Annotated in this window: 22 protein-coding genes and 1 tRNA gene; 18 read left to right on the top strand and 5 right to left on the bottom strand. The window is 48.5% G+C overall.

Features of this window, described 5'->3' with window-relative positions:
- Positions 1 to 324 precede the first annotated feature (324 nt).
- A tRNA-Pro gene (locus tag AC5JLB_RS03590) sits at positions 325 to 398 on the bottom strand.
- Positions 399 to 493: 95 nt separating this feature from the next.
- Here AC5JLB_RS03590 and lipA point away from each other — a divergent pair.
- A complete protein-coding gene (gene lipA, locus AC5JLB_RS03585; protein WP_495872487.1) occupies positions 494 to 1,372 on the top strand; it encodes a lipoyl synthase in 879 nt (292 codons plus the stop codon).
- Positions 1,369 to 2,346, top strand: coding sequence for an NAD(P)H-dependent glycerol-3-phosphate dehydrogenase (locus tag AC5JLB_RS03580; protein ID WP_495872486.1), 978 nt, complete (start codon positions 1,369 to 1,371; stop codon positions 2,344 to 2,346). The genes lipA and AC5JLB_RS03580 overlap by 4 nt, the downstream gene beginning before the upstream one ends.
- A gap of 88 nt (positions 2,347 to 2,434) precedes the next feature.
- On the opposite strand, the gene scpB is transcribed toward AC5JLB_RS03580, so the two are convergent.
- Positions 2,435 to 3,055, bottom strand: a complete 621-nt coding sequence (gene scpB / locus AC5JLB_RS03575) for an SMC-Scp complex subunit ScpB (protein ID WP_495872485.1) — start codon at positions 3,053 to 3,055, stop codon at positions 2,435 to 2,437.
- 128 nt (positions 3,056 to 3,183) lie between these two features.
- Here scpB and AC5JLB_RS03570 point away from each other — a divergent pair, with 128 nt between their 5' ends.
- From AC5JLB_RS03570 to AC5JLB_RS03535, 8 genes are all read left to right on the top strand, one after another.
- Positions 3,184 to 3,369, top strand: a complete 186-nt coding sequence (locus AC5JLB_RS03570; protein ID WP_495872484.1) for a DUF3285 domain-containing protein — start codon at positions 3,184 to 3,186, stop codon at positions 3,367 to 3,369.
- A gap of 8 nt (positions 3,370 to 3,377) precedes the next feature.
- Positions 3,378 to 3,902: an rRNA maturation RNase YbeY gene (gene ybeY / locus AC5JLB_RS03565; protein WP_495872483.1), complete on the top strand. Its 525-nt coding sequence runs from the start codon at positions 3,378 to 3,380 to the stop codon at positions 3,900 to 3,902.
- Between the two features lie 124 nt (positions 3,903 to 4,026).
- The gene (locus AC5JLB_RS03560) at positions 4,027 to 4,494 is read left to right on the top strand and encodes a diacylglycerol kinase family protein (protein ID WP_495872482.1); all 468 of its coding nucleotides are present in this window, start codon (positions 4,027 to 4,029) and stop codon (positions 4,492 to 4,494) included.
- Positions 4,495 to 4,538: 44 nt separating this feature from the next.
- On the top strand, positions 4,539 to 5,135 hold the full coding sequence (locus AC5JLB_RS03555) for an anthranilate synthase component II (protein ID WP_495872481.1): 597 nt from the start codon (positions 4,539 to 4,541) through the stop codon (positions 5,133 to 5,135).
- A gap of 126 nt (positions 5,136 to 5,261) precedes the next feature.
- Positions 5,262 to 6,026 carry an MBL fold metallo-hydrolase gene (locus tag AC5JLB_RS03550; RefSeq protein WP_495872480.1) on the top strand — a complete coding sequence of 255 codons (765 nt, stop codon included), beginning with the start codon at positions 5,262 to 5,264 and terminating at the stop codon, positions 6,024 to 6,026.
- 63 nt (positions 6,027 to 6,089) lie between these two features.
- The gene (locus tag AC5JLB_RS03545; protein ID WP_495872479.1) at positions 6,090 to 7,397 is read left to right on the top strand and encodes an aminopeptidase P N-terminal domain-containing protein; all 1,308 of its coding nucleotides are present in this window, start codon (positions 6,090 to 6,092) and stop codon (positions 7,395 to 7,397) included.
- Positions 7,394 to 7,648, top strand: coding sequence for a TIGR03643 family protein (locus tag AC5JLB_RS03540; RefSeq protein ID WP_495872478.1), 255 nt, complete (start codon positions 7,394 to 7,396; stop codon positions 7,646 to 7,648). The genes AC5JLB_RS03545 and AC5JLB_RS03540 overlap by 4 nt, the downstream gene beginning before the upstream one ends.
- A gap of 175 nt (positions 7,649 to 7,823) precedes the next feature.
- Entirely contained in the window at positions 7,824 to 9,878 is a 2,055-nt protein-coding gene (locus AC5JLB_RS03535; protein ID WP_495872477.1) for a GAF domain-containing sensor histidine kinase, read from the top strand.
- Positions 9,879 to 10,273: 395 nt separating this feature from the next.
- Here the strand turns inward: AC5JLB_RS03535 and AC5JLB_RS03530 are convergent, their stop codons facing one another.
- On the bottom strand, positions 10,274 to 10,426 hold the full coding sequence (locus AC5JLB_RS03530; RefSeq protein ID WP_495872476.1) for a hypothetical protein: 153 nt from the start codon (positions 10,424 to 10,426) through the stop codon (positions 10,274 to 10,276).
- Positions 10,427 to 10,571: 145 nt separating this feature from the next.
- On the opposite strand from AC5JLB_RS03530, the gene AC5JLB_RS03525 reads away from it, so the two are divergent.
- Positions 10,572 to 12,932: an NACHT C-terminal helical domain 2-containing protein gene (locus AC5JLB_RS03525; RefSeq protein WP_495872475.1), complete on the top strand. Its 2,361-nt coding sequence runs from the start codon at positions 10,572 to 10,574 to the stop codon at positions 12,930 to 12,932.
- A 6-nt stretch (positions 12,933 to 12,938) separates the two neighbouring features.
- On the top strand, positions 12,939 to 13,193 hold the full coding sequence (locus tag AC5JLB_RS03520) for a hypothetical protein (RefSeq protein ID WP_495872474.1): 255 nt from the start codon (positions 12,939 to 12,941) through the stop codon (positions 13,191 to 13,193).
- A gap of 49 nt (positions 13,194 to 13,242) precedes the next feature.
- Here AC5JLB_RS03520 and corA read toward each other — a convergent pair whose 3' ends face one another.
- A complete protein-coding gene (corA, locus tag AC5JLB_RS03515) occupies positions 13,243 to 14,403 on the bottom strand; it encodes a magnesium/cobalt transporter CorA (protein WP_495872473.1) in 1,161 nt (386 codons plus the stop codon).
- Between the two features lie 113 nt (positions 14,404 to 14,516).
- Between corA and AC5JLB_RS03510 the strand changes: the two genes are divergently transcribed.
- The 3 genes from AC5JLB_RS03510 (at position 14,517) to dcd (ending at position 16,871) form a co-directional block, all read left to right on the top strand.
- Positions 14,517 to 15,317, top strand: a complete 801-nt coding sequence (locus AC5JLB_RS03510) for an MlaE family lipid ABC transporter permease subunit (protein ID WP_495872472.1) — start codon at positions 14,517 to 14,519, stop codon at positions 15,315 to 15,317.
- Between the two features lie 388 nt (positions 15,318 to 15,705).
- Complete coding sequence (locus tag AC5JLB_RS03505) at positions 15,706 to 16,242, top strand: P-loop NTPase family protein (protein ID WP_495872471.1); 537 nt, start codon at positions 15,706 to 15,708, stop codon at positions 16,240 to 16,242.
- Between the two features lie 47 nt (positions 16,243 to 16,289).
- Entirely contained in the window at positions 16,290 to 16,871 is a 582-nt protein-coding gene (gene dcd, locus AC5JLB_RS03500) for a dCTP deaminase (RefSeq protein WP_495872470.1), read from the top strand.
- Positions 16,872 to 16,969: 98 nt separating this feature from the next.
- Here dcd and AC5JLB_RS03495 read toward each other — a convergent pair whose 3' ends face one another.
- Positions 16,970 to 17,365: a hypothetical protein gene (locus AC5JLB_RS03495; RefSeq protein ID WP_495872469.1), complete on the bottom strand. Its 396-nt coding sequence runs from the start codon at positions 17,363 to 17,365 to the stop codon at positions 16,970 to 16,972.
- 461 nt (positions 17,366 to 17,826) lie between these two features.
- On the opposite strand from AC5JLB_RS03495, the gene AC5JLB_RS03490 reads away from it, so the two are divergent.
- The 3 genes from AC5JLB_RS03490 (at position 17,827) to AC5JLB_RS03480 (ending at position 21,202) form a co-directional block, all read left to right on the top strand.
- Entirely contained in the window at positions 17,827 to 20,508 is a 2,682-nt protein-coding gene (locus AC5JLB_RS03490; RefSeq protein ID WP_495872468.1) for a GUN4 domain-containing protein, read from the top strand.
- 240 nt (positions 20,509 to 20,748) lie between these two features.
- Positions 20,749 to 20,985 carry a type II toxin-antitoxin system HicB family antitoxin gene (locus AC5JLB_RS03485; protein WP_495872467.1) on the top strand — a complete coding sequence of 79 codons (237 nt, stop codon included), beginning with the start codon at positions 20,749 to 20,751 and terminating at the stop codon, positions 20,983 to 20,985.
- A complete protein-coding gene (locus AC5JLB_RS03480; RefSeq protein WP_495872466.1) occupies positions 20,978 to 21,202 on the top strand; it encodes a type II toxin-antitoxin system HicA family toxin in 225 nt (74 codons plus the stop codon). Before AC5JLB_RS03485 ends, AC5JLB_RS03480 begins: the two co-directional genes overlap by 8 nt.
- Positions 21,203 to 21,379: the final 177 nt, after the last annotated feature.

Genomic DNA, 21,379 nt, shown 5'->3' with positions numbered 1-21,379 from the left:
TTATTTCACTGCCTTGCTGATTGAACTTCGCTGAAATGTCAACACAACCTAGAGCGTTTCTGACCTAAGTTAGGTCAGAAACGCTGCATAGCGTAATGGTACAAGGCTAGTAAGCAGAGGCTAAAGCTAGTAATTGGTTCTAGTCCTAGAACCAACCTCCAAAGCCTAGAACCAGTCTAGAACCAATAATCAGATTCTCATTGACTAGCGAAAGATACTTCCACTAGTTAGAACCAAGGCTTGACTAGTAAATAAGACGTAAAAAAACCCTTGAAACACTTATGAATCAAGGGTTTTACTAGTATCTGAACTTGTCTCTCAAAATCGGGATGATAGGATTTGAACCTACGACCCCCTCGTCCCGAACGAGGTGCGCTACCAAGCTGCGCTACATCCCGATGCCTATAGTTCAGGTTAGCACACCCGTCTAAATATACAATCCTCTACAGCAACTTGTTAAGATTAGGAGTGCAAAACCTCAGGAACGACAGACGTGGTTGTGAAACCGGACTGGTTACGGGTCAAGGCTCCTCAGTGGGAGCGGGTCGGCAACGTTAAAGACATTCTGCGAGATCTCGCTCTTAACACAGTTTGCGAAGAAGCATCCTGCCCCAACATCGGCGAATGCTTCAACGCTGGAACAGCAACGTTTTTGATCATGGGACCCGCTTGCACCCGCGCCTGCCCCTACTGCGACATTGATTTTGAGAAAAAACCACAGCCCCTCGACCCCACAGAGCCGACTCGGTTAGCAGAAGCCGTACGACGAATGCGGCTGAACCATGTGGTGATTACGTCCGTCAATCGCGATGATTTGCCCGATGGAGGAGCGAGTCAGTTTGTGCGGTGCATTGAGGAGATTCGAGCCATTTCACCAGGTACAACGATCGAGGTTCTGATCCCCGATCTGTGCGCCAATTGGGAAGCATTGGCGATTCTACTGAGCGCTGCGCCCGAAGTGTTAAATCACAACACCGAAACAATTCCTCGTTTGTATCGGCGAGTGCGTCCTCAAGGAGACTACGCCCGATCGCTCGAACTTTTGAAGCGATCGCGGCAAATCACGCCGTCGGTCTACACCAAGTCTGGCATCATGGTGGGCTTAGGCGAAACTGATGACGAAGTGCGCCAAGTCTTGCGGGATTTACGAGCTGTAGATTGTGACATTCTCACCATCGGGCAGTATCTCCAGCCGACGCAGAAACATTTGGGCGTTCAGGACTTTGTGACGCCCGAGCAGTTCGACGCATGGCGTGAGTACGGAGAAGCGCTCGGATTTTTGCAAGTTGTCTCGTCCCCGCTCACCCGCAGTTCTTATCATGCAGAACAGGTGAGAGCGCTGATGAAGCAATATCCACGGGGGAACGCTTGAAGATCACCGTCGTAGGAGCTGGTGCATGGGGCAGCACTTTAGCAGAGCTTGCTAAAGGAAACGGTCATCAGGTCGAGATCTGGTCACGACGCTCTTCGACTTCTCTAGAAGACGTGATTAAGAATGCCGAGATCATCGTGTCTGCCATTTCGATGAAAGGCGTCCGCTCGGTGATGGCACAGCTACAGACGTGCGCGATCGCACCCAACGCCATTCTCGTCACCGCTACTAAGGGACTTGATCCTGACTCTGGAAGCAATGTTGATCTGCCATTACTACCATCTCAAGTCTGGCGAACGGGCTTTCCGGCGCAGCGAATTAGTTCCAGCAAGCTCCAAAAGGATTCGCCAACCCAAGTCTTGAGGATCGCGATTCTGTCAGGACCTAATTTATCAAAAGAAATTGAACAGGGCTTACCGGCTGCCAGCGTCATTGCAAGTGACCAGCCAGAGACGGCAGAACGAGTGCAGGCGGCCTTTTCGTCCAGTCGGTTTCGAGTCTATACAAATTCTGATGCGATCGGCGTTGAATTGGGCGGGGCACTGAAAAACGTGATTGCGATCGCGGTTGGAGCCTGTGACGGACTGGAGCTTGGAGACAACGCCAAAGCCGCGCTGATCACTCGCGGGTTAGCCGAAATGATTCGCATCGGCACCTATTGGGGAGCCAAAGCCGAAACCCTATATGGACTCTCAGGATTAGGAGATCTGCTAGCGACCTGTAACAGTCCCCTAAGCCGCAACTATCAAGTTGGCTATGGGTTGGCACAAGGCAAAACACTATGCCAAGTTCTAGAGGCGCTAGAAGGTACAGCGGAGGGCATCAACACAACCGCCGTCTTGATCAAACTTGCCCAGCAACAAGGCATCTCAATGCCGATTTCTCAGCAAGTGTATCGCTTGCTCCAAGACGAGATCACCCCTCAAGCGGCGGTCGGAGAACTGATGCAACGAGATAGCAAACCTGAAGTTTAGTCACTTGCATCGCTTACCAGCTTTAATTACTCGCCAGTTTTAGTTGCTCCAAAGTGTTGTAAACGTGGCTGAACGATCGCATTGCCCTCTAATCTTCGAGTTGAAGCTCGTCCAATTCAAGCGGCTCTTCTGCTCCTAAATCCTTCCGCATCTCTTCCGATGTATCTAACGCGATCGCTTCTCCATCCGTCACTTCTTCCCCGGCGGGTTTTGCCTTTCGACGCGAAATCAATTGACTTACGCCTTCCGGTAGCTGATTTAACTGGAAATATTGGTGAAACTTATCGGTTACTTGCACCCAATAAGACCGACCATCAGACTTGCGTCGTCGCTTTACAAAGCCCTGCGTCACGAGTTCCTGAACGTGCTGATAAGCGCCTGATCCCCGCAAATCGACCAAATCGGTTTGGGTGAGCGGCCCTCTCATCGCAATGACCGCCAGCGTTCTGAGCGCTCCGACTCCCACATCCGCAGGGATTAAGGCATGAACCAAATTTTGGTACGACTCCCGAAGCTGGAGTGTATAGCCTTTTCCTGTATCTACCACTTCTAGCGCTGTATCGCGGTGGGCATAGTCTCCCATTAGTTCTAATAATCCTTCCTCGGTCGTTTTGCGATCGCAGCCCGCAAACTCGGAAATCTGCGCGATCGACAGAGGTTGTGCTTTGAGGTAGAGAATCGCTTCAATCGTACTGGCAAGACGAGACATGAGAGGTTAATCGATAAGTCAGCAGAATGAATTAACAGGTTAGCAGGTTCAGCCCGACGTGCAGATTTATTTCAGTCAGCGCGTCAGTTGCTAGAGTAAGAATGCTCCTGTCACGGAATCTAGATTTTATGACTACACCCTCTGAAGCGCCCATTAACCCGACTTCTGAAACGCCAACCGAGCGTCCACCGAGCTATGTCAAGCTCGCCATGCGAAACATGGTTCGGAAGCGGGGAACCTCCATATTTCACTTTTTCTTGACGGCAACTGGGCTACTAGCAGTGCTGATTGGTCTATCTTATCTAACTCGGTAATGGGCATCATGCACGTCGAACTCAGTGTGCAAGATTGCTTTTTTTCCACTCAACCGTTAGCCGAAATGTCTCCCATCAGTTCGGAAACTTGGGAGATTTGGTTTCGTCGTTGGCTAGAGATGCTACGTCCTACCGATCCTGACGATGAGCTACCCCTCCATCCCCAAGAGCTTTACGAGTTAAGCTTGCGGCTAACCGACGATCAAGACATCCAGACTTTAAACCGTCAATATCGGCAAAAAGACCAACCCACCGATGTTTTATCGTTTGCCATGCTGGAAGTAGAGTACCCAGAATTTGATGAGCTGGACGAAGAACCCTTGTATTTGGGAGACATTATCATTTCGATCGAGACTGCCACCAGACAAGCCCAGCAGCACGAGCATTCTCTAGAAACCGAATTAGCGTGGCTCTCTGCTCACGGACTCTTGCATCTTCTGGGATGGGATCATCCCGATGATGAGCATTTAGAAAGAATGTTAGATCAGCAGCAAGTGCTTCTCAAATCCGTCGGGATTGCCGTCCATCTGTAATGTGATTGTGATATTTACGTTTGATGGCATTGTTGTCATACTGTTTCTGAGGTTTATGACTAACTTATAAAGTCCTCCACGCTTTACTCGCATCGCTCCCCCGCCCGTTATGTAAGTTATTGCTATGTCCTCAGAAGTTCCGACCCAACCGCCGAAGCGCCCTTCCTCTAAAATTGTGTCTTTAGTGAAGCCCGATCGCGATTTGGCGTGGCAAGTTGCCCCCACGTTGTTTACCAGCTTTAAGTACGCTTGGATGGGCATCAGCTATGCGTTTCTGACGCAGCGTAATTTTCGGATTCATGTGTTGCTGGGAAGTGCGGCGATCGGGTGCGGAATTGCGCTGCGATCGAGCGTGGTAGAACTGGCGGTGATTGGCTTGACGATCGGGCTAGTGTTGGCGATGGAGTTACTCAACACGGCGATTGAGTCAGTGGTAGATTTGACCGTGAAGCAGTCCTATCATGAACTGGCAAAGATTGCCAAAGATTGTGCGGCGGCAGCGGTGTTAGTGGCTGCGATCGCGGCAGTCCTAGTCGCTGGCTGTGTGCTGTTGCCTAAAGTATTTGTGCTGTTGCCTGCTCTTCCGGGCTAAGAATGGACGGGGTAGACTAGAATTCACCGTTCTGGTCTATTGCCATGATTCTTGTGATCGACAACTACGATAGTTTTACGTACAACTTGGTTCAGTACCTCGGTGAATTGGGGGCAGAATTTCCGATCGCAGCCGACATTCAGGTTTACCGGAATGACCAGATTACGCTGGAGCAGGTGAAGCAGCTAAACCCCGCCGGAATTGTGATTTCGCCAGGGCCGGGCCGCCCAGAAGATGCCGGAATTTCAATGGAGTTGATTCGGCAACTGGGAGTGACAACGCCGATTTTAGGCGTCTGTTTGGGACACCAAAGCATTGGACAGGTGTTTGGCGGCAACATTGTTTCTGCACCCGTGTTAATGCATGGCAAAACATCTGACGTGCAGCATACGAATCTAGGCGTGTTTGCGGGCGTTGAGAACCCAATGACGGCGACTCGATATCACAGTTTGGTGATTGAGCGGGAGAGTTGCCCGGATGTGCTAGAAATTACGGCTTGGGTGGACGATGACACGATTATGGGCGTTCGGCATCGACACTACCCGCACATTCAAGGGGTGCAGTTTCATCCAGAAAGTGTGCTGACGGCATCAGGCATGCAGCTATTGCGGAACTTTTTGCAGGACATTAGCGATCGTTGAGACCATCTTTGAGATCTTCGTGAAGCCAATCGTTCAAGGCATCTGGGAGAGATAAGTTGACGAGGGGAACCGTTTGACTCAACACTTAGAACTCAGGAGTCGTGATCGGCATTGTTGAGGAGAACTATGAAACGGAGACAATTTTTACAGGTAGCGGGCGCAGGATTGGGAAGTGCAGTCGCGACGATCGCGCTATCAGACCGACGGGCGATCGCACAAACGGGTTCTCTCTCAGTTCAGTACTTGGGACATACCTGCGTCTTGCTGAGTGGTAGCGGACAGCGCATTCTCGTCAATCCGTTTAAGAGCGCAGGCTGCACCGCCGGATATCGCGCCCCCAAAGTGGGAGCCGATTTGGTGATGATTAGCAGTCAGCTTCTCGATGAAGGCGCAGTGGACGTTGTGCCTGGAAATCCTAAACTGCTCTACCAATCGGGTGCTTACAATCTGAACGGACTCAAGATTCAAGGCATTGCCACCGACCACGATCGCAATGGCGGCAAACGCTTTGGCAAAAATATCGCGTGGAAATGGACTCAAGGCGGTGTGTCTGTGTTGCATCTCGGCGGGGCGGCGGCTCCGATTACTCTAGAGCAAAAGATTTTGATGGGCACTCCCGATGTGGTGTTCATTCCGGTGGGCGGCGGCCCGAAAGCCTACACGCCACAGGAAGCCAAACAAGCGCTGCAAGTGTTGAACGCTAAACTTGTTGTGCCGACTCAATATCGCACTTCAGCCGCGAAAGATCAGTGTGAGCTAACCGCGTTGGACAATTTCCTGACGCTGATGAGTGGCACACCCGTTCGGCGGGGAGGAAGCTCGCTCACGATTAGCCGTTCAGATGTGCCCAAAGAGGGTATGGTAATCCAGGTTATGAGTTACAAAGTTTAATAGAGGGGGTGTTCTGGCATCGCCTAACACCCCGTACTTTTACTCCGTTTATTCCTCATCGTTATGCAATCAGAATTTCGGCAACGGCGCGATCGCTTTCTCGACAAAATCGGCAACGGAACTGCGATTCTTCGGAGTGCGCCGACTGCCGTGATGCATAACGATGTGGAGTACAACTTCCGGCAAGATAGTAATTTTTTCTATCTGACGGGATTCAATGAAGCGGACTGTGTGGCAGTGTTTGCGCCGTGGCATGAGACTCATAAGTTTGTGCTGTTTGTGCAGCCGAAGGATCGCGACAAGGAAACGTGGTCAGGCTATCGGATTGGGGTTGAGGCGGCGAAGGAGGTTTATGGCGCAGATGAGGCGTATCCGATCGCTGAGTTGACGAAAAAGCTGCCGCAATATGTCGAAAAAGCCGATCGCATCTACTATCACATGGGCCGCGATCGCAGCTTTAATGATCGAATCATTGCGCTGTGGCAGCGATGCATGGCGACCTATGAGAAAAAGTGGATTGGCCCGATTGCGATCGAAGATCCAGGCCCGTTGCTCTATCCGTTGCGGCAAGTGAAGAGTGAAAGCGAACTGGAGTTAATGCGCAAGGCGGTTGAGATCGCAGCAGAATCTCACAATCTCGCCCTCCAACTCCGCAAACCAGGCATGTATGAATACGAACTCCAAGCTGAAATGGAGCATTTGTTCCGCTTGCGAGGTGGCTGGGGGGCGGCGTATCCGTCGATTGTGGCGTCGGGGGCGAATTCTTGCATTTTGCACTACACCGAAAACGATCGCCAAATGCAGGACGGGGAACTTCTTTTGGTGGATGCTGGCTGTTCTTACGGTTATTACAATTCAGACATCACGCGCACCTATCCCGTTGGCAACAAATTTACTGAAGAGCAGCGCATTTTGTATGAGCTAGTTCTAAAAGCGCAACTGGACGCGATCGCGCAACTCCAGCCAGGCAGCGCTTGGAATCAGTTTCACGAGACTGCCGTTCGCACGATTGTAGAAGGATTGATGGCGCTGGGACTCTTGCAGGGAGACATTGAGGAAATCATTAAAGAAGAAAAGTACAAGCCGTTTTTTATGCACGGCACGGGGCACTGGTTGGGGCTGGATGTGCATGATTCTGGCGTGCGGCAGATTGGCGAAACGTGGCAGACCTTTCAGCCAGGACATGTGGTCACGGTTGAACCTGGAATCTATATTCGACCGGACTTCAAGCCGTTTGAAGGACAGCCAGAAGTGCCAGAGCGGTGGCGCGGCATTGGCATTCGGATTGAGGACGATGTGTTGGTTACGCCAACGGGAAATGAAATTCTAACGGCAGCCGTTCCGAAATCACTAGAGGCAATGGAGAGATGAAACTACCAGAATTAGAACAAGCAAGTATCGATCGCGTTGTTGAAATGGCGTGGGAAGATCGGACGCCGTTTGCCGCGATCGCGACGCAGTTTGGGCTGGATGAAAAACAAGTCATCGCTCTGATGCGACGAGAGATGAAGGAGTCTAGTTTTCGGATGTGGCGCGAACGGGTGAGCGGACGCAAAACCAAGCATCTGAAGCCACGAGGATTTGTCGAAGGACGATTCAAATCTCAAAATCAGAAGACTTAAACAACGCTTTGCCATCTGTTTCTGAGTGGTAAAGGTTAACAAATGCTTAGAAGAAAAATGGCATAGTGCCCTTCGTAGCTCGATGGGCATATTGATTGGTATACACTCCATCTTTGGAATGAGCGGCATCATTCTTCTGAATCTGTAACCAATCCAATTTGACTTCTTGAAGCTCATGCCATTTTCTGCCAGCACGTTATTCTCACCTTGCAGCACTAGTATTTCTGGAGCGGTGAACCTCACAGCGGTTCTGAGAGCTTGCCAAGCCTTTTCTAGGGAAGTTGAACTAGAGAAATTGATGGCGGCTCTGCTGTGGGAGGTGAGCGAATTTGCTGGAGCCGAAAAATGCGTTTTGCTGATGTACCAAGAGAGTCAGTGGGTGATTGAAGCGATCGCTCAGTGTGGAGAAACACTCGTTATTGGTCAATCTGTTTCGGTTGATATCAGTCAAGCGGTTCCGGTTTCTCTCGTCGGGGCTGTTAGCCGCACGTTGCAGCCTATTGTTCATCACAATGCAGTTTCTCATAACTCGTTCTCTAACGATCGCTACCTTCTGCACCATCAGCCCAAGAACGTGCTGTGTGCGCCTCTCTTGAATCAAGGTAAGCTGATCGCGATTTTGTACCTAGAAAATAGTCGGCATCTTGAATCGTTTACCTGCGATCGCGTTGAAGGTCTTAACCTGCTGTTTACTCACGCCGCGATCGCGCTAGATCACGCGATTCTCTATCAGAATCTACACGCTGCTGCTGCGATCGCGCGGGTAGAGAATGTCGAACTGAAGAACACTCTGGCTGCTGTCAAAGAGCAAGTTCGACAGGTGGAGTTTCGCGCAGAGATTGACTTTGCGCTGACCAATGGCAGCACGCTGCAAGACGTTCTGAAACACTGCACTGATGCGGTGGTAAAGCACTTAGATGCTGCCTTCGCGCGGATTTGGATATTGAACACCGCCGAAAACGTTTTGGAGTTGCAGGTGAGTTCTGGCCTTTACACTCACATCAATGGCGATCACGCTCGCGTTCCGGTGGGGATGTTTAAGATTGGTTGGATTGCTCAAGAGCGACAGCCGCATTTAACGAATTCTGTTTTAGACGATCCGCGAGTGGGGAATAAGGACTGGGCGCGTCGGGAAGGCATGGTTGCGTTTGCGGGATATCCGCTTTTGATCGAAGGGCGATTGGTTGGCGTGATTGCGATGTTTGCACACAAACCGCTGAACGATTCTGTTCTTGAATCCCTCAAGCTCGCGGCAACTGATGTCGCTTTGGGTGTTGTTCGCAAACAAACTGAAGAAGCGCTGTATGGGTCAGAAGCCCAACTGCGTCAGCAAACTCAAGAGTTACAGCAGGCGTTGCAAGATCTGCAAAAGGCGCAGGCGCTAATGGTGCAGAGCGAGAAAATGTCGGCGTTGGGCAACTTGATGATCGGGGTGGCTCATGAAATTAATAATCCGGTTGGTTTTTTAGCGGGCAACATTACGCCTGCGATGAACTATGTCGAGGATTTGATGGGCTTGATTAGGCTATATCAGCAGAAGTATTCTGATGCCGAAATTGAGGACAGGATCAGTGCGATCGATCTCGATTACATTGGTCAAGACTTGCCTAAGTTAATTGGCTCGATGCGTGAAGGGGTTTCTCGAATTCGCGGCATTAGCACTAGCCTCCGATCGTTTGCGCGTGCCGACTGCGATCGCGCCGTTCTGCACGATTTGCATGAGGGGATCGACAGTACGTTGCTGATTCTGAAGCATCGTTTGAAGGGGAACGAGGCACGCCCCGCGATCGGGGTGATTAAAGAGTATGGTCAGCTTCCGCTAGTCGAATGCTTTGCGGGGCAGCTTAATCAGGTGTTTATGAATCTGTTGGCCAATGCGATCGAGGCGTTGGAGGAGTCGAATGTCAATCGCACGCTGGAGGATTTGCTGGCTCATCCCAATCAGATCACGATTCGCACGGCGATTGCAGCCGATCAGCAGCAGGTTGCGATCGCAATTGCAGACAATGGACTTGGCATGAGCGATGAGATCAAAGAGAAGATTTTTAACCATTTGTTTACGACGAAAGCGGTTGGCGTTGGAACTGGGTTGGGACTCTCGATCGCGCGATCGATTGTGGTGGAGAAGCACGCTGGAACGATTGAAGTCAATTCGATACTAGGACAGGGCACGGAGTTTGTGATTACTCTCCCGATTGAAGCGGCAGGATCAGAACGGCAAGAAAAATGATTTGTCGTTGATGATCAAACATTCGTCGATGAAGCTCAGACATTCAGCGTTGATGATCAAACATTCGTCGAGGAATGTTAAACCTGGGTCAGCCCACCTCAAACATTCGTTCATCCACCTCAGAGCTTCGTCGAGGAATGTTAAACCTACGTTTATCCACCTCAGAGCTTCAGCGTTGAACTTCAGAGCTACGTTCATCCACCTCAGACATTCATCGTTGAACCTCAAACCTGGGTCAGCCCACCTCAGACATTCGTTAATGAATGTTGAACCTGAGTCAGCCCACCTCAAACATTGGACGACGATGATCAAACATTCAACGAGAAAGAACGAGACGCGATCGCGGATGTAAAAAGCGCGATCGCTCCACCAACTTGAACGATCGCGCAAGTCAACTATTTCTTCATCGTATGGATCAGCAAGGCAACCGATTTGATGAGGATCGCGATCGCAAAAACTAACTGAGTTGTAGAATCTCCTTGCATCGGTTGCGGCGGTGTCACTGTGATAGGCACTTCAGTATGAGGTTGAGTGGTTGTGTGAGGCATCGGGAGGTATCTCCATTTACTACATCCTCAATTTCTCAAGCTCATGTGTGAAAGCTGGCTCACCTAACTGCTTACTTCGTGCATGATTTGCATGAATTGAGTGAAATCGGTTAAAAAACTAACAAAGCTTTTTACGGTTATAGTCATGGCACGTCGATCGCTACAAGCTTCCGCAGAAGGGATCAAAAAAGCACGCAAAGCTTACAATGCCGAAGGACTGACGCAAGAAGCTTTGGCAGAACAAGTTAATTTAAAGACTCGTCAACCAGTCAGTAAGTTCTTTGCAGGCAAGCCGATTGATCGCCACGTCTTCATCGAAATTTGCACTGCGCTGGATTTGAACTGGGAAGAAATCACCCAGCGAGAAGCAGAGGACAGCATTGCCGAAGACGTGGTGATAGAAGCAATCGCTGAAACAGTCCAAGCCATTCGCGAACAGATCAGACCTCTGGTTAAAGAGCGCTGCGGCACGATGCGGGTGTTAGACATGACACAGCCGATCGAGCTAACCGGAAAGCAGGGCATTTATACGAATGTCAATATCTTGGAAAGGATTACGGCACGCGATCGAAGAGAGATTGCCCAACTGTTGCAGAATGCAGGTTTGGAGGAGTTCGATCGAGTTGGGTTGAGTCGAGTTAGAGAAGGGCGAGTTGCCGGAATCGAAGCGGTCAAACGGCACAATAAATTGATGGTGTTGGGAAAGCCAGGGGCGGGAAAATCAACGTTTCTCAAGTATCTGGCAATGCAGTGCATTGAAGGGTATTTTTTTGGCGATCGCGTCCCCCTCTTCATCACGCTCAAGGATTTTGCAGAAGCGAAAAACCAACCAGATTTTTTAGATTACATCCGAGAGAAAATTACGAACAACGCAACCCAAACCCAACTTCAAACCCTGATCCAGCAGGGTAAAACGTTTGTTTTGTTAGATGGATTGGACGAAGTCCGAGAAGAAGACACAGGGCGAGTGTTGCGAGAAATTCGAGAATTCGCCGCTCGATATGCAAACAACCATTTTGTGATCACTTGCCGCATTGCTGCTAAGGAATACATTTTTGAACAATTTACCGAAGTGGAGGTGGCAGATTTTGATGATGAGCAGATTTCGACCTTTATTCGCGTTTGGTTTCAATACAGATATTTGGAGGAAGGTAAACAGTTTGCAAAACGCGTCATCAAAAAATTAGACGAAAACAAGCCGATTAAACAACTGGCAAGCAATCCGCTATTGCTGACGTTGCTGTGTTTAGAGTGTGAAGAGTCGCTAGAGTTTCCGAGAGATCGTGCGGAACTCTATCAGCGGGGATTGCGGACGCTATTGGGTAAGTGGGATACAAGCCGCGAAGTCAAGCGCGATCAGTTCTATGAGAAGTTATCGACTAATCGCAAAGAGGAACTTCTGAGTCAGCTTGCCCTCAAAACATTTGAGCAAAAAGATTATTTCTTCAAGCAGAGAACCGTTGAACAACACATCATCGATTACATTACCAATTTGCCTGATGCAAGAACAGACCCACAAGCTTTGCAACTTGGCAGTGAAGCGGCTTTAAAGTCAATCGAGGCACAGCATGGTTTACTAGTCGAACGGGCAAGGGGAATCTACTCGTTTTCACATTTAACGTTTCAAGAGTATTTCACAGCGAAGCAAATTGTTAATAAAGCTGATTATGAAAGGCTGGTCGAACACATAACAGAGAAACGATGGCGTGAAGTCTTTTTGCTAACCGTAAATATCATGCCGAAAGCCGATCGTTTGCTGCTCTCAATGAAGCGAAAAATTGACAATCTAAGCTCTTTCAATGAAGCGATTCAGCGTTGTTTAACTATAGTTCATAAACAGTTTCCTAATACAGAATCGCTCTTACAATTAGCAGAATTTCGAGATTTTGAAGATACTGAAGCTACATTATGGCTTCCTATAGTTCGAGCACTCTGCCTTGACTGTGTAATTGAATACACACACAATATTTATTTAGCTTTTGTTCTTGAAGAGATTGTAGAGAATATCAATTCACTTCATGATCTTGTCCACTCATCTCAAGAATTAAATTTTTATAAGTCCTTTGAGCTTGCTATGACATTAGAGAATAGCATTAGCGAAGCTACTGTTATTGATTTAGAAATGCTAGCCTCATTTGAGTTGGCTTCTCAACTTAATAAAACTTTAGAGCTTGTCAAAGAGCCAATGTATAAAAATTGGATCTTCTTGGAAAGAATCACTTGTCAATCAAATCAGATAGGACGAGGATCAGCTTCTTGGTGGATTCTAAACGGAAATGTTTGGAAGGAAAAGTTTAAGAAATTTATGACTAAATATAAAAGTCACTTACGAGGCTTAAAGTTTAATCAACAAGAGTTATCAGAACTGAGAAACTATTACGATACTAATAAGCTGCTAGTTGATTGTCTAAATAGCGAGTGTTATGTCAGCCCAGAAGTGCGACAAGAGATTGAGGAGACGTTATTACTGCCCATGTCAGAGATTGAGAAACGGATGAAGGAGTAGAAGAGTTTGGCAGACATCATCGCCGTAATTCGCAACGAACAAGGGGCTGGAATGGCTTCTATCGATGGTGAATTCGTCATCGTTTTAGTAGCCTCTGAAGGAACCGTACTTGATCAGCAGCCCGTCATGCTGCGGTCTGCGATCGCCATCTTTGCCAACCTCACGCCCGGAGCATACACTGTTCTCGCTCGACATTCGTCACTCACTCCAACGGCACTGCCATACCCTTACCGACTCCTACAGCGTGGCGCACTGCGCTAATCGTTCATTTGTCGCGAGTACTCTTTAAGCTGGCATCAAGCGACCTCATCTAATCGCGGCTTTTAACCGTAGAGAAATTCTCAAACCAGCCTTTGCGTTTGAAGTAATAGACCAGAGCAAGCGCGATTCCCAGCATTAGCGCCAAACACAGAGGATATCCCCAGTACCAATCGAGTTCGGGCATGTTGTAGGGAGACTTTTCAGGATCAAAATTCATGCCATAGATTCCCGCCACGAACGTCAACGGAATGAAAATCGTTGAAATCACCGTCAACACTTTCATAATTTCATTCATCTTATTGCTGACCGATGACAGATACACATCCATCAAACTAGACGCCAACTCACGGTAAGTCTCAACCATATCCAGAACCTGAACTGTGTGGTCGTAGCAGTCCCGCAAATAAATCCGAACCTCCTCGCTAATCAAAGGATTGCCATCTCGAATCAGCGCATTAATTGCATCTCGCATCGGCCAAATCGCGCGACGCAACATCAGTAGCTCTCGCTTTAAAACATGAATCCGTTCCAAAGTTTGATGAGTAGGGCTTTCAACCACCGCATCTTCAAGCTCCTCAATATCTTCGCCATAGATTTCCAGCACCGGAAAGAAGCCATCAATAATCGAGTCAAGCACAGCATAAGCAAGGTAGTCTGCCCCACGTTCGCGGATGCTTCCTCTGCCCGTGCGAATGCGATCGCGCACTGCCCCAAAGCAATCAAACTCCGGCTCTTCCTGCACCGTTAACAAGTAGTGTTTTCCCAAAATCAGACTGACCTGCTCTTGATGAAACGAATTCCCCGATTTCTTAGGCGTCACCATACGAGTGATGATCAGCAACTGATCCTCATACTCCTCTACCTTGGGACGTTGAGGCACATTCACCACATCTTCCAAAACCAGAGGATGCAACTCAAACACTCGTCCAACTCGTTGCAACACGTCTTCGCTACCCAACCCCTTCACATCCACCCAAGACACCGAATCCGAATCGAGATAAGGCAAACATTCTTCCGGCCTCTCAATTTGCAGACGCACCGCTTTCTGTTCGTTATAGTCAATCAATCCAATCACTGGCGGCAGCGCATCCGCTGGAATTCGCAATGTCCCTGGCATACTTCCCGGCACATCGTAGAAATATTCCATCTGCGAATCAGGTTCTTCCTCGCGTGTAACAATGCTGACAAGTTGACGACGCTTTCCCACCATATCGATTGATCCTTCCACTGATGAGCTTGAGAAACTAACAGACACACTCTAATGTACTTATCCCTGAACGGAACTGATATCCTTACTAACTAAGTTACTAGTGGATTTTTCCATTGACTGAAACGCCCCAACATCAGACATCCAGTTTAGAACTCTGGAGTCGCCGTCTACTCGCTGCCATCTTGCTCGGTGGTCAAGTTCTGGTTCATTTACTCAAAGGTCGAATTAATTTGCGCAACACCCTCGATCAGATGAATGCGGCTGGTCCTGCATCCCTACCGATCGCGTTGGTGACAGCTAGTTTTGTCGGAGCCGTGTTTACCATTCAGGTCTCTCGTGAATTTATCAACCTAGGGGCTGGCTCAGCGGTTGGTGGAGTATTAGCGATTTCTCTGGCACGAGAATTAGCGCCTGTGTTGACGGCGGTCGTATTAGCTGGGCGAGTTGGCTCAGCCTTCGCTGCCGAAATTGGCACCATGAAGGTCACAGAACAGATCGATGCGCTTTACATCTTGCGGACTGATCCGATCGATTACTTAGTGATTCCGCGTGTCGTTGCCTGCTGTTTGATGTTGCCGATTTTAACGCTGCTTTCCTTCGTGACAGGGCTAATTGGCGGCATGTTCGTTGCAAATGGACTGTACGGAATTTCAAACACGATCTTTCTCAACTCAGCCAGAGATCTCTTGTCTGTGTGGGATCTGTGCAGCGCACCCATTAAAGGAGTTGTGTTTGGAGCATTGATTTCAATCATCGGGTCAAGCTGGGGACTAACGACCACTGGGGGCGCAAAAGGGGTTGGGCAATCGACGACGACAGCAGTTGTTACCTCGCTGTTAGCCATTTTTATTTCTAATTTTTTCTTATCCTGGATCATGTTCCAAGGTGCAGGACGAGGCATCATCGGATCATAGAACTGCATTGAAGAAGTGTATTGAAAATTCTTCCAAAGTACAGTTGTACTTTTAATTTTTTCTGTGTATTTTATGGCTCAAGGGTGAAAATTCTACTGAAGCATCGGCAACACGCTAGAGATATGGCAGAGATACAGCGTTACAAAGGGGTGTTACAAAGGGCGTGAGCAATGGAGATGCCATTTCGCACACTGGCTCTTTCACCCTAGATGCAGCGTAAGCTCTGCGATGACATAGTTCTCTAAAGCCTTCCGAAGCAAATGGTTTCCTATTGACGATTTACTATATCTAGTGTTTTATATGTAAGCGGCTCGCACAAAGACGCTATATCTAAATCCCTTTTACGGTGCATTGAACCGACCTGTTCTTCTAACCCCCGAATGTCGCTATGGTTTCACAAGTCGAGACCCCTGTATTTGACTCTAAACAATCACCTAACCTGCGTGTAGAAGGGTTGGTGCAGGTGTTTACCTCTCCTCACCGCAGTTTTTTTACCAGTGTGATGGCGCAAGCGCTAAGAATTGCCAGTCAGGGAACACCCGTTTTGATTGTGCAGTTCCTTAAGGGAGGCATTCGGCAGGGGCACGATCGCCCAATTCAACTGAGCCAACATCTAGACTGGTTGCGCTGCGACATTCCTCGGTGCATCGATACACCGCAACTCGACGACGAAGAACTGCGATCGCTGCAAGACCTCTGGCAGCACACTCAAGACATGGTGTACCAGGGTAGATACGATCTCGTGGTATTAGACGAATTAAGTCTAGCGATCGGGTTTGGATTTGTGCCTGAAGCGGAGGTGCTGGACTTCCTAAAGCAGCGTCCGTCTCATGTCGATGTGATTCTAACCGGCCCCGACATGTCACCCGCAATTTTAGATATAGCCGACCAAATCACCGAGCTTCGCCGCAGCCACCAACCCTAGCTCATCCCTTATCCCTCCTCCCTCATCCCTTACAGAGAAGGCAAATCATGATTAAGAACGATACCTGGATTACTCAAATGGCGCAGGAAGGGATGATTAGCCCTTTTGAGCCGAAACTTGTGCGCCGCGCGAATGATCTTCCTGTTATTTCCTACGGATTGAGCAGCTACGGCTACGATTTGCGGCTATCCCCGACAGATTTCCGCATTTTCCGTCATGTTCCAGGTACAGTCGTTGATCCAAAGAATTTTAGTTCTGCAAACCTAGAGCCTGCTGCCCTGCATCATGATGACAATGGCAGTTTCTTTATCTTGCCTGCGCATTCCTATGGGTTGGGCGTGGCGCTGGAGCGGTTAGAAGTTCCCGATTACATCACCGTGATCTGCATTGGTAAGTCAACCTACGCGCGAATTGGACTAATTGCCAATTTGACACCAGCAGAAGCGGGTTGGCGTGGGCATTTGACGCTAGAGTTTTCCAACTCTTCGAGCGCCGACTGCCGGATTTATGCCAATGAGGGCATTGTGCAGTTGCTATTTTTAGAGGGTGCGCCGTGTGCGGTGAGCTACAGCACTCGGAATGGTAAGTATCAAGACCAAGTGGAACAAGTGACGCTAGCGAGAGTTTGAAGACGGGACGCCGACGGCAACGCTTCGCAAAGAAGGAGGAAGTAGAGGCTGGTTCTTTATATCCTCCATCCTTGGTCTGGACATCTGCGAGTAAGTGTTTACTTGCTGCTTACCGGGGTTTTGATGAGCTTTCTTGCACTATTTTTTGCCCGACCTTCGGCGCTTTTGCGAATGCGATCGCTCTTCCGAGTCCCGCCTGCCATTTCATATTCACGGCTGTCGTGGCCGTACTTCACCCGGACGCTATTCAACATCTGATCGAGCAAATCTCCTAACTGTTTCTCCATGCCGTCAATTTGTAGTTTCACAGCATCGATCTTTGCAAGCTCGGTGTTGTAGTCGTTTAGGGTGGTCTGCAACCGCTCGATCTGTTGAGTCAAGTTTTCGAGAGTGCGATCGCTGCCAAAGTCCATGCTGGGGTCGATGGCTTTGAGTTTCAAGACTCGTAGCTGCCCTTTGTCGAGAATGCGAGAGGTGCGATGTGAACGTGGCATAGGGTAGTGTCCCTGAAATGATGTTTTCTAGTGCTAGTTTGTCTTTTGGGATTGGCAAACTGGATGAGTACATCTCGCAAAAAGCTATATTTTTTTGATGAAGTTTTTTGAGCAGATCTCGTGATTTTCCGAACTGGCTTGGGGTCAGTCCGTGTCTTTACTGAAAAAATTACGAGCTTCGTGACGAACGTTACGATGTTTGTGGCCACAACTACGAGCTTCGTGACGAATGTTGCGGGATTCACGAGGAACGTTACAAGCTTCGTGACGACGACTGCGAGCTTCGTGACGACAGTTACAGCATTCGTGACAACGACTGCGAGCTTCGTGACGACCGGGGGAACTGTAGGAGGTAGCGTGCGCTTGACATTACAGCGTTCATATCAGCAATTTCTACCTAAAGACGATAAGAGCTGGTGAAAGGTAGCATAGAAAGCAAGCTACCCTCGGAATCTCTCCCCATGCCCGAAGAATCAAAGGAAGAATCAAAGCCTGCTAACTCCGAAAAAGAATCAAAGTCACCCAATCGCTCAGAGCAAATTGCAGATTTGATTCTTAAAGCGATCGTAGCGGGCGGGGGCTTAAATGCGTTGTGGGCGGGGTTCAAAGATGGCGATCTGCCCAAGGCGTTCTTGTCTGCTCTATTGGCGGGAGTCGCTTACTACGGCACGAGATTACTTCAACCAATGCACAAACGGGCTGAGGAAGAACTCGATCGCATGGGCAATTCTGTCGTTAAAAGAGGCGACAGCGTTGCGAGCCAAGTTTCTGGATTTGAGAAGAAATATCTCCAAGCGCTCAAGATTTACTGCGATGAATTGCAGATTGAAGGGGTCAAAAGTTACCTAAAGCGGGTTCCGTTGAGCGAAGTGTTTGTGCCGCTTCAGTTGGGCGATGATTCGACTCCGGTAACGTACCGCGATCGCAGTAAGCAGATTTGGGATTTGTTGCCAAAAGAGCAGCAGACGAGCGATCGCGTGTGTCGGTTGGCGATCGTGGCTGATCCGGGCTATGGCAAAACCACGCTGACGCGATATCTGACACTGAGTTTTTCTAACGAAACGTACCGCGAGCATCATGCTCAGCGATTGATTCCGGTGTTGTTACTGCTGCGATCGCTCTATCCAAAAATTCAAGACCAGCGCACGCCAGCCCTGCCGGATCTGATTGCAGACGAGGTAAAACAACTGCCACGTTGCGAGGACTTGAGAACATCGAGCCAATGGTTTAGAGAGCAGTTGCAAGACGGTAAATGTTTGGTCATGCTAGATGGCTTGGATGAAGTGCCCGAAGCTCAACGGGAGAAGGTCAGCCACTGGGCAAACTGGCAGATGCAACACTACCCCACACCCTTGATTTTGACCTCTCGACCTCACGGCTACGATAGTACTTTGTTTGAGCAGACTCAGCAGATCGGGATCAAAGACTTTAACCGAGACCAAAAATCGGACTTCATTTACAAGTGGTATCGTGCGGATGAGCGAGAATACTGGGGTTCGGGACGAAGCTCGAGTGACGATCGCGATCAAATTGAAGCCCAAGTTGAGCATCGGGCGAATGAGAGAGCAACGGAACTAATTAATCAACTTGCGCTCAATCCAGCGCTGAATGAGTTGGCAAATAATCCATTATTGATCACGATTATTGCCATTACCTATCAAGCGTCGCTGGCGTTACCCAAGCACCGAGCAAAACTGTATCAAGAGATTTTCAGAACACTGTTAGAATTGCGTCCTCGTCGTCGAGATACGAAGTTAACGCTATTGAGTGCAGAAGAAAATCAAGCGGTGTTGCAGGTGTTGGCATTGAATTTAATGCAGCAGCAGAAAACATACTTCACGCCACAAGAAGGAGCGCAATGGATTCAAGCCAAATTATTGGAATACAGTTCAGAGCTTTCGCCCAAGAAGTTTTTGCAGGAGATTCAAGATATTGCTGGGTTGCTGGCGGGTGCTGAAAGCGATATTGTGGCGAGTCATCTCTATCAGTTCACTCATAAAACCTTTCAGGAATATCTAGCAGCGGTTGAAGTTAGCGCTGATTATCTGATCGAGCAGTTCCATAATTCTGATTGGAAGGAAGTAATTTGTTTTTATGCAGCAATGCATAATGCGACAAAATTTGTTCAGGTTGCCTTGGAGAATCGCACAGACTATGCCTTGCAATTGGCGCGTCGCATGGTGGTAGATGAAGGCAGTAAGGTCGATCAAGAAACCTACGATCGCTTAACCAAAGCGCTAAAAACAATTGATTTAAGCGGTGCATTAGGGGCAAAAGCGCAACTCGAACAACGATTTCGAGATCGCCTAGCCATTTTTGATGGCAACAAGATTATTTCAGATGTCATCACAATTGGAGAGTACCATCTATTCATGACAGCCCAAGCCGATGGACAGTTTCATTCTCAGGCAAAAAGTATACCTCTGTCGATTAGTGAGAGCCGCCCTGTGACAGGCATTTCTTGGCAAGATGCGCGATGGTTTTGTGCATGGCTGGCAACTCAGACAAGTTTGCAATCGGATGATGTGGTGTATAACTATCGCTTGCCCACTGAAGCAGAATTGCAACAGATCAACGATCGCGACAGTTTCACCGCTTCAGAAACATCTCGCACCGATCGAACTCTACGAATTGTGCGCGAGACACTACCAAACCGCTACAAATCACTGCACAGCTACCTGGCAAATGGACGATGGCAGGAAGCGGACGTAGAAACAGATAACATCATGCTAGAAGTGGCAGGACGAAAAGAAAAAGGATATTTAGATGTCAAAAGTATTCAGAAACTTCCCTGCGAAGATCTCCGTATCATCGACCAGTTATGGGTAAAATTCAGCGGCGGACATTTTGGATTTAGTGTCCAAAAGCAGATCTTCGTGGAATTTGGCAATCCGTTGGATGGTCAATACCACGAAAAGGAATGGAAAACGTTCTGTGATTGTGTCGGATGGATGAAAAACGGAAACTACGTGAATTACCCTAATGAAGTTAACTTTGATACTTCTGCTTCTAGAGCACACTTGCCCTTATTTTGGTGTTTTAGTAGTTATTTGGATTGGGGGGTTGGGAGTGTTGTTGGGGTGGTGACGATAGTTTCTTCTCTCGCGCAGAGACTTGTGGACTGCAGCACATCTAAGTCTTAGCGTTTCATTTCGTTTCTTTACAGCGCTGGTTTCAACGCCAGAATCAGCGTTTCGGAAATTCCTTACCTGGCACCGATTCATTTCACTCCAGGATCAAAACGATTGGCCTGTATAAACCTCTCTGCGACTTGATGCACCTCATCTCGTTCATCCACATGGGCATCCTTACAAGACCACTTCGCCAAGATGCCAGAATAAAGGCAATGTTATGTTTGACCTATCCTACGTCCAGAAACAGCCATGCACTCCTCTCAATTCAAACAACAATTTACCGCCATCATCGAACGCGAAGGCGACGGATATGTTTCACTCTGTCCTGAACTCGATATTGCCAGTCAAGGGGACACTGTAGAAGAAGCCAAGCAAAATTTGACTGAGGCAATCGAACTCTTCTTTGAAGTCGCTGACCCCTCAGAAGTAGAAAGACGCTTACGCACCGAAATCTTTATTACTCGCCTAGAGGTTGCCATTGGGTAAACTTCGCATACTGTCAGGACAGCAAGTTTGCCGCATTCTAGAAGAAAATGGTTTCGTCGAAGTTCGGCAAAAAGGCAGTCATATCATCATGCAACTTGAAATTGAGGCAACGACTGTAACAGTACCCGTTCCAAACCACTCAGAACTTCGCACAGGAACATTGCGATCAATCATTCGCCAATCTGGTCTTTCCCGCGAATTGTTTGAGGTTGTTTAGCCAACTCCACTGGCTAAACCTACGATGAACATTACTCTAGAGCAATCCCTCATTAGCCTGAAGCGACACAGATGAAGTATAAAGTCATTCTTTACTGGAGTGAACTCAATCAAGCCTACATTGCAGAAGTAGGGCGAACGCATACGTTTCTTCATAATTGCAGCTGAAGAGTTGAAC

This window comes from Myxacorys chilensis (assembly GCF_059505265.1).
Note: the sequence above shows the minus strand (reverse complement) of the source record. Positions and strands in the feature narration are given on the sequence as shown.